Source organism: Pseudomonas sp. GW821-FHT09E12 (assembly GCF_059416085.1).
In genome coordinates this window covers 184476-197286 of sequence record NZ_JBWKOM010000008.1, presented here as the reverse complement: position 1 = coordinate 197286, position 12811 = coordinate 184476, and the positions used below count along the sequence as shown (strand labels likewise).

General features: G+C 63.1%; 9 protein-coding genes. 5 read left to right on the top strand and 4 right to left on the bottom strand.

The window, feature by feature from the left end:
• The first annotated feature begins 143 nt into the window (after nucleotides 1–143).
• Nucleotides 144–1163, top strand: a complete 1020-nt coding sequence (locus tag AC07PQ_RS23370) for a quinone-dependent dihydroorotate dehydrogenase (RefSeq protein ID WP_009047911.1) — start codon at nucleotides 144–146, stop codon at nucleotides 1161–1163.
• A 136-nt stretch (nucleotides 1164–1299) separates the two neighbouring features.
• On the opposite strand, the gene rmf is transcribed toward AC07PQ_RS23370, so the two are convergent.
• On the bottom strand, nucleotides 1300–1515 hold the full coding sequence (gene rmf / locus AC07PQ_RS23365) for a ribosome modulation factor (RefSeq protein ID WP_002553055.1): 216 nt from the start codon (nucleotides 1513–1515) through the stop codon (nucleotides 1300–1302).
• Between the two features lie 556 nt (nucleotides 1516–2071).
• On the opposite strand from rmf, the gene rlmKL reads away from it, so the two are divergent.
• The gene (gene rlmKL, locus AC07PQ_RS23360; RefSeq protein WP_007932188.1) at nucleotides 2072–4342 is read left to right on the top strand and encodes a bifunctional 23S rRNA (guanine(2069)-N(7))-methyltransferase RlmK/23S rRNA (guanine(2445)-N(2))-methyltransferase RlmL; all 2271 of its coding nucleotides are present in this window, start codon (nucleotides 2072–2074) and stop codon (nucleotides 4340–4342) included.
• 126 nt (nucleotides 4343–4468) lie between these two features.
• Nucleotides 4469–6868, top strand: coding sequence for a sensor domain-containing diguanylate cyclase (locus AC07PQ_RS23355; RefSeq protein ID WP_007932189.1), 2400 nt, complete (start codon nucleotides 4469–4471; stop codon nucleotides 6866–6868).
• Nucleotides 6869–6925: 57 nt separating this feature from the next.
• On the opposite strand, the gene dacB is transcribed toward AC07PQ_RS23355, so the two are convergent.
• Nucleotides 6926–8386 carry a D-alanyl-D-alanine carboxypeptidase/D-alanyl-D-alanine endopeptidase gene (gene dacB, locus AC07PQ_RS23350; protein ID WP_007932190.1) on the bottom strand — a complete coding sequence of 487 codons (1461 nt, stop codon included), beginning with the start codon at nucleotides 8384–8386 and terminating at the stop codon, nucleotides 6926–6928.
• Nucleotides 8387–8619: 233 nt separating this feature from the next.
• On the opposite strand from dacB, the gene AC07PQ_RS23345 reads away from it, so the two are divergent.
• Nucleotides 8620–8964 (top strand): YggL family protein, encoded by a 345-nt coding sequence (locus tag AC07PQ_RS23345; RefSeq protein WP_007932191.1) that lies wholly within the window; start codon nucleotides 8620–8622, stop codon nucleotides 8962–8964.
• Between the two features lie 134 nt (nucleotides 8965–9098).
• Here the strand turns inward: AC07PQ_RS23345 and AC07PQ_RS23340 are convergent, their stop codons facing one another.
• The gene (locus tag AC07PQ_RS23340; protein WP_493185270.1) at nucleotides 9099–10289 is read right to left on the bottom strand and encodes a benzoate/H(+) symporter BenE family transporter; all 1191 of its coding nucleotides are present in this window, start codon (nucleotides 10287–10289) and stop codon (nucleotides 9099–9101) included.
• Nucleotides 10290–10588: 299 nt separating this feature from the next.
• Between AC07PQ_RS23340 and AC07PQ_RS23335 the strand changes: the two genes are divergently transcribed.
• The gene (locus AC07PQ_RS23335; protein ID WP_007932193.1) at nucleotides 10589–11353 is read left to right on the top strand and encodes a GntR family transcriptional regulator; all 765 of its coding nucleotides are present in this window, start codon (nucleotides 10589–10591) and stop codon (nucleotides 11351–11353) included.
• 153 nt (nucleotides 11354–11506) lie between these two features.
• Here AC07PQ_RS23335 and guaD read toward each other — a convergent pair whose 3' ends face one another.
• Nucleotides 11507–12811 carry a guanine deaminase gene (gene guaD / locus AC07PQ_RS23330; RefSeq protein WP_493185269.1) on the bottom strand — a complete coding sequence of 435 codons (1305 nt, stop codon included), beginning with the start codon at nucleotides 12809–12811 and terminating at the stop codon, nucleotides 11507–11509.

The window sequence follows — 12811 nt, the reverse complement described above, 5'->3', positions numbered from 1 at the left end:
CCGCCATTGGCCTGGGTGCTGATGCAGGTTGTGGTGCAAGGCATATGCCATTCACCGCTGATTTCGCCGCGTGCCTCGCCTGCGGGGCCCATGCCCGGCTATAATCGCCGCCTCATTTCGCCGCCACCGAGTCAAGCCCGCCCATGTATACCCTGGCCCGCCAGCTGTTGTTCAAACTCTCCCCGGAAACCTCCCACGATCTGTCCCTGGACCTGATCGGCGCGGGCGGGCGTTTGGGCCTCAATGGCTTGCTGTGCAAGGCGCCGGCGCAGATGCCGGTGAAGGTCATGGGCCTGGACTTCCCGAACCCGGTCGGCCTCGCGGCCGGCCTGGACAAGAACGGCGCGGCCATCGACGGCTTCGCCCAATTGGGTTTCGGCTTCGTCGAAATTGGCACCATCACTCCGCGTCCGCAGCCGGGCAATCCCAAGCCGCGGATCTTCCGCCTGCCGGAAGCCGAGGCGATCATCAACCGCATGGGCTTCAACAACCTGGGCGTCGATCACCTGCTGGCCCGGGTGGCGGCGGCCAAGTACAAGGGCGTGCTGGGGATCAACATCGGCAAGAACTTCGACACCCCGGTTGAGCGTGCGGTGGATGATTACCTGATCTGCCTGGACAAGGTGTATGCCCACGCCAGCTACGTGACGGTCAACGTCAGTTCGCCCAACACCCCGGGCCTGCGCAGCCTGCAGTTCGGCGAGTCGCTCAAGCAGTTGCTTGGCGCTCTCAGCCAGCGTCAGCAAGAGCTGGCGGTGCAGCATGGCAAGCGGGTACCGCTGGCGATCAAGATCGCCCCGGACATGACCGACGAAGAAACCGCCGAAGTGGCGCAAGCGCTGATCGAGACCGGAATGGACGCGGTCATCGCCACCAACACCACCCTGAGCCGCGTTGGCGTCGAAGGCATGGAGCATGGCGACGAGGCGGGCGGCCTGTCCGGCGCGCCGGTGCGCGACAAGAGCACCCACACCGTGAAGGTGCTGGCGGGCGAGCTGGCCGGGCGTTTGCCGATCATTGCGGTGGGCGGTATCACCGAAGGCAAGCATGCGGCGGAAAAGATCGCTGCCGGCGCCAGCCTGGTGCAGTTGTATTCGGGCTTCATCTACAAGGGCCCGGCGCTGATTCGCGAGTCGGTGGACGCGATCGCGGCGTTGCGCTGAGGACAGCGGCTTTTTGCGCGGCCAATAAAAAGGGCTCCTGAAAGGAGCCCCTGGGCCGCAGCCCGCCGTCCGGATGGGACGTGCGTGGTTAAGTCGTTACGTATTCAGATTTTGGTGTCGGAATGTGTGCCCTGTTTTAGCCGACGGCGTGAAGTTCGTTGAGTCTGTGGATTCCCGCAGTGCCGGTCATACCGTCCCAGTTGTCGCCGCGTCCTTCGCGCCAGCCATTGATCCAGGCTTGGCGTACCGACGGTAGAGTAAATGGGCAAAGCTCACGGGACTTGCCATGAACGCCATACTGATATCCGCGCAAAAATGCTCTTTCCAACGGATCACGCTTAAGTCTTCTCATAGGGTGTTTCCCTCACTTGTTGACTGTCTTATGTCCCGTCGGCCTCGTTTGAGGCCGGGCAGAATGCTTCTGCCGTTGGTGCTCGCTGCCGGCGTCGCGAGCGTGGCGTTGGCGTCATTGCGGCGCCAACCTGAGTTGATTTCTAACCAATGCGTCACAACGAGGGAATGATCGTTTTGTCATAAGGACGTAACGATAATGATGTTGAGGCCATAAGAATGGCCTGCTTTACATCGGGTTGATCAGGCAAACCTCGCTCTGATCAGCCTCTTACTGGATGATGGGCTTAATGCTTTAGTGAGAATTCCATTCCGTTGCACTCAGGTATTATTCGATGAAAGGTCGAGTTATGACCTTTTGTTTCGCTGACTTTATTATCTGCCCCGGCATCTAAGCTCTTTTGACCCCAGTGGTCACCGCTAGCGGCGAGCTGAACAGCAGGGGCGGGACGGCACAGATTCGTGCCACGCGAGCGCTCTTCAAGAAAAGCGCTTGATTGAAAACCGGGCGGACGATGCGTTGTCCGTTCACTTATTGCTAAAGGCCCTGAACTCCCATGTCGGATCGCTACGAACTCTTCCTCACCTGTCCCAAAGGCCTTGAAGGCCTGCTCATCGAGGAAGCCGCCGGGCTTGGCCTTGAAGACGCGCGCGAACATACCTCGGCCGTGCGCGGCATGGCCGACATGGAGACCGCCTACCGCCTGTGCCTCTGGTCGCGCCTGGCCAACCGGGTACTGCTGGTGCTCAAGCGCTTCCCGATGAAGGACGCCGAAGACCTCTATCACGGCGTGCATGACGTCGACTGGCAGGACCACATGCTGGCGGACGGCACCCTGGCGGTGGAGTTCAGCGGCCACGGCTCGGGCATCGACAACACTCACTTCGGCGCCTTGAAGGTCAAGGACGCCATCGTCGACCGGCTGCGCACGCCGACCGGCGAGCGTCCCTCCATCGACAAGCTCAACCCGGACCTGCGCATTCACCTGCGCCTGGATCGCGGCGAAGCCATCCTCTCCCTCGACCTGTCCGGCCACAGCCTGCACCAGCGCGGCTATCGCCTGCAGCAGGGCGCGGCGCCGCTGAAGGAAAACCTCGCGGCGGCGATCCTGATCCGTTCCGGCTGGCCACGTATCGCGGCCAATGGCGGCGCCCTGGCCGACCCGATGTGCGGCGTGGGGACCTTCCTGGTGGAAGCAGCGATGATCGCCGCCGACATCGCCCCCAACCTCAAGCGCGAGCAATGGGGTTTCACCGCCTGGCTCGGTCACGTCCCGGCCCTGTGGCGCAAGCTGCATGAAGAAGCCCAGGCGCGGGCCCAGGCCGGCCTGGCCAAGCCGCCGCTGTGGATTCGCGGTTACGAAGCCGACCCGCGGCTGATCCAGCCAGGGCGCAACAACGTCGAGCGCGCCGGCCTCAGTGAGTGGATCAAGATCTACCAGGGCGAAGTGGCGACTTTCGAGCCGCGCCCGGACCAGAACCAGAAAGGCCTGGTGATCAGCAACCCGCCCTACGGCGAGCGCCTGGGTGACGAAGCCAGCCTGCTGTATCTCTACCAGAACCTCGGCGAGCGTCTGCGTCAGGCCTGCCTGGGCTGGGAAGCGGCGGTATTCACCGGCGCGCCGGACCTGGGCAAGCGCATGGGCATCCGCAGCCACAAGCAGTATTCGTTCTGGAACGGCGCCTTGCCGTGCAAGCTGCTGTTGATCAAGGTGCAGCCAGACCAGTTCGTCACTGGCGAGCGGCGTACCCCGGAGCAACGGCAGATCGAGCGTGAACAGGCCGAGGCCGACAAGGCGCCGCTGGTTCCGCAGGAGCGCCAGTACAACAAGAACGGCAACCCGATCAAACCGGCACCGGCGCCAGCCCCCGTGGTCGAGCAGGCGCGCCTGAGCGAAGGCGGGCAGATGTTCGCCAACCGCCTGCAGAAGAACCTCAAGTTGCTGGGCAAGTGGGCCAAGCGCGAAGGCGTCGAGTGCTATCGCGTCTACGATGCCGACATGCCGGAATATTCCCTGGCCATCGACCTGTACCACGACTGGGTGCACGTGCAGGAATACGCCGCGCCGAAATCCATCGACCCGGAAAAGGCCCAGGCCCGTCTGTTCGATGCCCTGGCGGCCATTCCGCAAGCGTTGAACGTCGACAAGAGCCGGGTGGTGATCAAGCGCCGCGAACGCCAGAGCGGCACCAAGCAGTACGAACGCCAGAGCGCCCAGGGCAAGTTCACCGAGGTCAGCGAAGGTGGCGTGAAGCTGCTGGTCAACCTCACCGACTATCTCGACACCGGGCTGTTCCTCGACCACCGGCCGATGCGCCTGCGGATCCAGAAAGAAGCCGCCGGCAAGCGATTCCTCAACCTGTTCTGCTACACCGCCACCGCCAGTGTGCACGCGGCCAAGGGCGGTGCGCGCAGCACCACCAGCGTCGACCTGTCGAAAACCTACCTGGACTGGGCGCGACGCAACCTGTCGCTCAACGGTTTCTCCGACAAGAACCGTCTGGAGCAGGGCGATGTCATGGCCTGGCTGGAGACCTGCCGCGATGAGTTCGACCTGATCTTCATCGACCCGCCGACCTTCTCCAACTCCAAGCGCATGGAAGGGGTGTTCGACGTGCAGCGTGACCACGTGCAACTGCTCGACCTGGCCATGGCCCGGTTGGCCAGCGGTGGCGTGCTGTATTTCTCCAACAACTTCCGCAAGTTCCAGCTCGAGGAAAACCTGGCGGCGCGTTATGCCGTCGAGGAGATCACCGCCAAGACCATCGACCCGGATTTCGCCCGTAACGGCAAGATCCACCGGGCCTGGAAAATCACCGCCCGCTGAGGTTGATTGGATCCACAGAGCCTTGATTTTCAAGGCTCTTTGCTCTAGCCAAATTAGTGGCGAATAGCTATAACTCAATGCAAGCCCATGTGACGCTCACGTTCGCTGGCGTTATGAGTTTTGCTTATGTCGTTGCACTCGGTACGCCCGAAAATCCTGGGCTTCATCAGCGAAGACGTGTCGGCCTGGCTGGTCGCGTTAGTGGTATTGTTGTTTGGCTGTGTATTGACCGGGCTGCTGGCCTGGTCGACCCTCAATCTGTATCAGCAGCAGTTGCGCCAACGCTTCCAGCTGCTGGCCAGCGAACGTTATAGCCGCATCGAAGAGCGCTTCGAAGATCAGGAGCAGCGCCTGGATGGTCTCAAGCGCTTCTTCATCAATTCCGGCGCGGTCTCGCGCCAGGATTTCGACGGCTACACCCAACCGCTCTTGCATCGCACCCAAGCCTACGCCTGGGCGCCGCGCGTCAGCGGTGCCGAGCGTGCGCTGTTCGAGCGCATGGCGCAGGAACAGGGGGCGCCGGATTATTTCATTGCCGACCTGAATGCCGAAGGCAAGCTGCAGCGAGCCGCCGAGCGCGATGAGTACATACCGGTGCTCTACAGTCAGACCCAAAGCCCGCTGGGCTCGCCCCTGGGGTTCGACCTGCTGGCCCAGCCAATGCGCCGCGACACTCTCGAGCGGGCGCGGCGGCGCGGCGGCGTGGCGGTTTCGCAGCCGGTGCGCTTGGTCGGAGTCGAGCCTTCCTACGCGCGCGGCATCATCCTCGCGACTCCCGTCAGCCTGCGTGCCGATGTGGCCATGTCGACCCCCGAGCCTTACGGTTATGTGATCGCGGTGATCAGCATGCGCCAGCTGGTGGTCGATGGTCTGCCCGAGCAGAGTCAGGACAACCTGTTCGTGCAGATCATCGACCTGTCGACCGCCGAGTCGTACGGCAAACTCTATGAATCGAGCAACGGCCCGGGGGACAGCCCACTGGCGGTGAGCCGGGTGCTGAGCCTGGCCGATCATGATTACCAGGTGAACATCCGCCCCAGCGCGGTGTTCCTCCAGGCCAACCATTCTTCGGTGTCCAGCCAGGTGGTCCTGGGCACGCTGCTGAGCCTGCTGCTCAGTGCCTTGCTGTATGTCCTGGTCAGCCAGCGGCAGCGCGCGCTGCGGTTGGTGGAGCAGCGCACCGGGGAGCTGCGGGCCAGGGAGCAGGAGTTGCGTGGCACCCACGGACAGCTGCGCAGCGTGCTCAATGCGGCGACCCAGGTGGCGATCATCGCCACCGACCTGCGGGGCGTGATCAGCACCTTCAATGCCGGCGCCGAACATATGCTCGGTTACAACAGCGCCGAGGTGGTGGGCCACTTGACCCTGGAAAGCCTGCACCTGCCCGCGGAGCTGAATGCGCGCGCGCAAGCCCTGAGCCAGCGTTACGGCCGGCAGATCCCGATGTGCCAGGCGATGCTGGTGGACGGTTCCGAAGAGCGGGGCGAGGCAACCCGCGAGTGGACCCTGATGCGCCGCGATGGCAGCCATCTGGTGGTGAATATGCTGGCCACCCCGGTCCTGGACGATCACGGTTTATGGGTCGGGCACCTGGCGATTTGTATCGACATCACCGAACGCAAGCGGGTCCACGAGGCGCTGGCGGCCCGCGATCGCCTGCTGAAGAAACTCAGCGCCCATGTACCGGGCGCCATCTATCAGTTCCAGGTAGATACCGAAGGCCATTCCAGCTTCAGCTACGTCAGTGACGGCATCCGCGATATCTACGAGATCGATCCACAGCAGTTGCAGCGCGATGCCAACCCGGTGTTCGAGCGTATTCATCCGGACGATGCGGCCCGGGTGCGCGGCTCGATCTGGACCTCGGCGAAAAAACTCAGCCCCTGGCGCGAGGAATATCGGGTGCAGTTGCCACAGCGCGGCCTGCGCTGGATACGCGGTGAAGCGACCCCGGAAAAGCTGGCAGGGGGCGGGGTGCTGTGGCATGGCTATCTGTCGGACATCTCCGACCTCAAGCGGGTTGAGGAAGAGTTGCGGGCCCTGTCGGTCACCGACTCGCTGACCGGTATCCACAACCGCCGCTATTTCCAGGAGCGCCTGCAGATGGAAATGGCGCGGGTCGAGCGCGGGGTGGGCAGCCTGGCGGTGATCATGCTGGATATCGACCACTTCAAGCGGATCAACGACCAGTACGGGCATGCCATCGGCGACATGGTGCTGCGCGGTGTCTGTGAGCGCATCGGCCTTCGTCTGCGGCGCACGGATGTGTTTTGCCGGCTGGGCGGCGAAGAGTTCATGGTGCTGTGCCCGGACACCGATGGCCAGCAAGCCTATGTCCTGGCCGAGGAGCTGTGGCGCGGGCTGCGCAGCTCGCCGATCGATGGCGTGGGCATTGTCACGGCCAGTTTCGGCATCGCCAGCTGGCGGGAGCACGAAGGGGCCGACGGGCTGTTGCTGCGGGCGGATTCCGGGGTCTATGCGGCCAAGCAGGCTGGGCGCGACCGGGTCGAGGCCGAGATGGGGTAGGCAGGGGCGCAGAAGTGGGGTGACGCGAGGTTGCCCTCGCGCCACCTGAATGACGGCTTACAGGGTCGAAGCGGTGTCTGCCAGTTTCGGCTGGCGGTACAGATCCAGCAGCACTTGATCGAGCACCGAGGACGCGCCCCAGGGCTTCGGATCGTTGAGAATCGCTACCACGGCCCAGGTGTTGCCGTTGCTGTCACGGCTGTAGCCGGCGATGGCGCGGACGGTGTTCAGGGTCCCGGTCTTCACGTGGGCTTCACCGGACATCGCGGTGCGCTTCAGGCGCTTGCGCATGGTGCCGTCCATGCCGGCGATCGGCATCGAACTGATGAACTCCGCCGAGTACGGGCTTCTCCAGGCCGCTTGCAGCATGGAGGCCATTTCGCGGGCGCTGACCCGTTCGGCACGGGACAGGCCCGAACCGTTCTCCATCACCAGGTGCGGCGCGGTGATGCCTTTCTTCGCCAGCCACTGACGCACCACCCGTTGCGCCGCCTTGGCATCGTCGCCATCGGCTTCGGTGCGGTATTGCGCGCCGAGGCTGAGGAACAGTTGCTGGGCCATGGTGTTGTTACTGTATTTGTTGATGTCGCGGATGATTTCCGCCAGGTCCGGCGAGAAGGCCCGGGCCAGCACTTTGGCGCTAGATGGCACGGCGGCCAGGCGGTCCTTGCCCTGGATGCTGCCGCCCAGTTCCTTCCAGATGGCGCGTACGGCGCCGGCGGTGTAGGTCGCGTGGTCGAGCAGCGACAGGTAGGTCTGCGAACTGCAACCGTCGCCCAACTGGCCGTTGACGGTCACGGTGACGCTGCCGTCCGCCTGGGGGACCGGGTTGTAGCGCACGTTGCCGGTGCACTGTTTGCCGCCGATGGCCTTGACCTGGTTGTCGATGCGAATGCTGGCAATCGGCGGCTCGACGGAAATCAGCACCTTGCCCGAATCGTTGCGCGCCACGAAGCGCAGGGCCTTGAGGTTAACCAGCAGGGCATCGGGCTTGACCAGGAACGGCTTGTTCTCGTCGTTACCGTCGTCGTTGAACTGCGGCAGCTGCGGCTGCACGAAGAAGTTGCGGTCCAGCACCAGGTCGCCGGTCACTTGCTGCACGCCGTTGGCCCGCAGGTCGCGCATCAGCAACCAGAGTTTTTCCATGTTCAGCTTGGGATCGCCGCCGCCCTTGAGGTACAGGTTGCCATTGAGGATGCCGCCGCTCAGGGTGCCGTCGGTGTAGAACTCGGTTTTCCACTGGTGGGTCGGGCCGAGCATTTCCAGGGCGGCGTAGGTGGTAACCAGTTTCATGGTCGAGGCCGGGTTGACCGACACATCGGCGTTGTAAACGGTGGCCGTGCCCGGGCCACTGAGCGGGATCATCACCAGCGACAGGGCGTTGTCTTGCAGTTTGCTGGCCTTGAGGGCCTGTTGAACCTTGGGCGAAAGGGTGGTGTTGACGGGGGCGGCGGAAACGGAAATGGCCAGGGGCAGAAGAAGACCGGCAAGAAAAAGTGGACGCAAAGATTTGATCATGTGAAGTAAAACCCTACAGCCGAGGGGAGAAAAGACGAGGGCATGACGATAAATTCCCTCAGTGGTCACGAAAGTGTCGGCATTATGCCCCAAGGTATAGCGGCTTGTGCCGTGCCGCGGCGGGCTAATGCGCTATTTTTTTCCCAATGGCAGGCCAAGGCCCTCATAGAGTCAGGCAATCGGTTGCTTAAACTGGTAAAGTGCCGCCCGTTATTACTTATGAGGATTGTTCCATGGCCACTAACCGTTCCCGCCGTCTGCGCAAAAAACTGTGCGTAGATGAATTTCAGGAGCTGGGTTTTGAGCTGAACCTGGATTTCAAAGAAGATCTGGCCGAAGAGGCTATTGACGCTTTCCTCGACGCGTTCCTGAAAGAAGCGATGGAAGCCAACGGCCTCGGCTATGTTGGTGGCGATGACTTCGGCCTGGTTTGCCTGAGCAAACGCGGTTCGGTCAGCGAAGAGCAACGTGCCAAGGTCGAAGCCTGGCTCAAGGCCCGCACCGAGCTGACCAGCGTTGAAGTCAGCCCGCTGCTGGACGTCTGGTACCCGGAAAACTCGATCAATCCGGTAGCCTGATGGGCTGAGTCGGTGGCCCGTCCGGGCCGCCGACTCACGGCTGTCGCGGTACAGCCTTCTCTATTTATTTCCCCCGCAGAACCTTTATATGCCTCGGGCCTGTTTCCCGGGATTTCGTGTGGGCGGCTACAGGCTTATTCGTTGTTCCAGTTCAGGATCGCGAGGGTCAGCACGCCGGCCACGATTCCCCAGAACGCCGAGCCGACGGAGAACAGGGTCAGGCCCGAGGCGGTCACCATAAAGGTGATTAGCGCCGCCTCGCGTTCCTTCACCTGGCTCATGGCGATGCTCAGGCCGTTGATGATCGAGCCGAACAGCGCCAGCGCGGCGATCGACAGCACCAGCTCCTTGGGCAGGGCCGCGAACAGCGCCGCCAGCGTGGCGCCGAAGACCCCGGCGATGCCGTAGAAAATCCCGCACCAGACCGCCGCGGTGTAGCGCTTGTTGCGGTCCTCGTGGGCATGGGGGCCGGTGCAGATCGCCGCGCTGATGGCCGCCAGGTTGATGCCGTGGGAGCCGAACGGCGCCAGCAGCAGGGAGGCGATGCCGGTGGTGGTGACCAGCGGCGATGCCGGGACGTTGTAGCCGTCGGCGCGTAGCACGGCGACCCCGGGCATGTTCTGCGAGGTCATGGCCACCACGAACAGCGGGATGCCGATGCTGATGGTCGCCGCCAGGGAGAAGTGCGGGGTGGTCCACACCGGCGTGGCGACTTCCAGGTGGAATTGGCTGAAGTCCAGCAGGCCCATCACCCCGGCCAATGCAGTGCCGATCAGCAGCGCGGCGAGCACCGCATAGCGTGGCGACAGGCGCTTGACCAGCAGGTAGCTGAAGAACATGCCCAGCACCAGGCCGGTGCGGTGCTGCACGGCGACGAAGATCTCGCTGCCGATCTTGAACAGGATGCCCGCCAGCAGTGCCGCGGCGAGGGAGGCCGGGATGCGCTTGACCAGGCGTTCGAAGCTGCCGGTCAGGCCGCAGATGGTCACCAGCACCGCGCAGGTGATATAGGCGCCGATGGCTTCGCCGTAGCTCACCCCGGACAGGCTGGTGATCAGCAGCGCGGCGCCGGGGGTCGACCAGGCGACGGTGATCGGAGTGCGGTAGCGCAGGGACAGGCCGATGCTGCAGATGGCCATGCCGATGGAGATGGCCCAGATCCACGAGGAAATCTGCCCGCTGGTCAGCCCGGCGGCCTGTCCGGCCTGGAACATCAGCACCAGGGAGCTGGTGTAGCCGGTCATCATGGCGATGAAGCCGGCGACTACGGCCGAGGGCGAAGTATCGGCCAGGGGGCGTAATGGCGCGAGGGAGGCGTCGGACATGGAGCACTGTTCCTTGTTCTGATGAAGATATCTGTCGCCCGAAAGCCCGGCGCAGGGGCCTTGGGTGACGAAAATAGGGGCCAAGCCTAAACGTAAAAGTAACCATTCATTGCAATACAGCCAGGGCGGCAAATGGCCGTACAGTCGTTGCGACAGCCCGTGGACCATACAGTTATTGCGAATAAACCCTATGGGTTGTGTACAATGTGCCATTGTTTTTACGCGATACTTGTCAGCGACCCACTGTGCCGTATTACAGTCACGGTCAATTCGCCGCAGTTCTCCCGACTCGAGTGCCCATGAACGAACAGTTGCAACCCCTCAAGAAACAACCGCGAGCAGGCAAGGCCGGTCGCAGCGGGACCCAGGACGATATTGTCTACGCGCATATCTTCGAGGCCATCCTCGAACAGCGCCTGGCGCCCGGCACCAAGTTGAGCGAAGAGGCGCTGGGGGAAATTTTCGGGGTCAGCCGTACCATCATTCGTCGTGCGCTGTCGCGCCTGGCCCATGAAGGCGTGGTGCTGCTGCGGCCCAATCGCGGCGCGGTCGTGGCCAGCCCGAGTGTCGAGGAAGCCCGCCAGGTGTTCATGGCGCGCCGGCTGGTGGAGCGGGCGATCACCGAGCTGGCGGTGCAGCACGCCACGGCCGAACAGCTTGCCGAGCTGCGGCAGATGGTCAACGACGAGCGCGACAGTTTTTCCCGCGGCGATCGCGGCGCCGGTATCCGCTTGTCGGGCGAGTTCCACCTCAAACTTGCCGAGGCGGCGAAGAATGCCCCGCTGATCAGCTTCCAGCGCAGCCTGGTGTCGCAGACCTCGCTGATCATCGCCCAGTACGAAAGCGGCAACCGTTCGCACTGTTCCTACGATGAGCACACCCAGTTGATCGACGCCATCGAGGCCCGCGACGCGGAGCTGGCGGTGACCCTGATGATGCATCACATGGATCACATCGACAGCAAGCTCAACCTCGACGAAGAAAGCGCCTCGGACGACCTGCATGCGGTGTTCTCGCACCTGCTGCAAACCAAGAAGCCGGGCCGCTCTCCCGCCAAGCTCTGAGACATTGCCGCGGGCCCTTCGCGGGCAAACCTCGCTCCTACGGATTGCGACGTTCGCGTAGGAGCGAGGCTTGCCCGCGATGACGGCCTGAAAGGCACAAAAAAATCCCCCGGAATCCAACGATCACGGGGGATTTTTTATGCCTGGAACAACTTAGCGCTGGTGCACCAGATTACCCGCGGCATAGGTCTGCGCCACGGTGCGGTCATCGCCCAGGGTCATCAGCACGAACAGCGTCTCGGCGATGCTCTTGGATTGTTTCAGGCGATAGCTCAGCAGTGGCGTGGCGTTGTAGTCGAGCACCAGGAAGTCGGCGTCGGTGCCTGGCTGCAGGGTGCCGATCCGCTCTTCCAGGCGCAGTGCGCGCGCGCCGCCGAGGGTGGCCAGGTACAGCGACTTGAACGGACTCAGGCGCGCGCCCTGCAACTGCATGACCTTGTAGGCTTCGTTCAGGGTCTGCAGCAGTGAGAAGCTGGTGCCGCCGCCGACGTCAGTGCCCAGGCCGACATTCAGCTTGTGCTTCTCGGCCATCGGCAGGTTGAACAGGCCGCTGCCAAGGAACAGGTTCGAGGTCGGGCAGAAGGCCACGGCCGAACCGGTCTGCGCCAGGCGCACGCATTCGTCGTCGCACAGGTGCACGCCGTGGGCGAACACCGAGCGCTCGCCCAGCAACTGGTAGTGGTCGTACACATCCAGGTAGCCCTTGCGCTCGGGGAACAGCTCCTTGACCCATTCGACTTCCTGCAGGTTCTCGCTGATATGGGTCTGCATGTACAGGTCGGGGTATTCACTGAGCAGTTGCCCGGCCAGGGTCAGTTGTTCCGGGGTGCTGGTCGGGGCGAAACGCGGCGTCACCGCGTAGTGCAGGCGGCCCTTGCCGTGCCAGCGCTCGATCAGCGCCTTGCTTTCCAGGTAGCTGGATTCGGCGGTGTCGGTCAGGTAGTCGGGGGCGTTGCGGTCCATCATCACCTTGCCGGCGATCATCCGCAGGTCGAGCTTCTCGGCCGCTTCGAAAAAGGCATTCACCGATTGCGGATGCACGCTGCCGAAGACCAGGGCGGTGGTGGTGCCGTTGCGCAGCAGTTCCTTGATGAAAATTCCCGCCACTTCTTCGGCATGGGCCTGGTCGGCGAACTGGCTTTCGCAAGGGAAGGTGTAGGTGTTGAGCCAGTCCAGCAACTGCTCGCCATAGGCACCGACCATGCCGGTCTGCGGCAGGTGGATATGGGTGTCGATAAAGCCTGGGGTGATCAGCGCATCCTTGTAGTGAGTGATCTCGATATCGGCGGGCAGGCTGGCGAGCAATTCGCTGGCGTGGCCGAGGGCGCTGATCTGGCCGTTGTCGACCACCAGCAGGCCATCCTCGAAATACTCGTAGGAGGCTTCGATGCCGACCTCGGCGGGGTCGGCGATGCTGTGCAGGATGGCGGCACGGTAGGCTTTGCGAGTCAGAGGCAT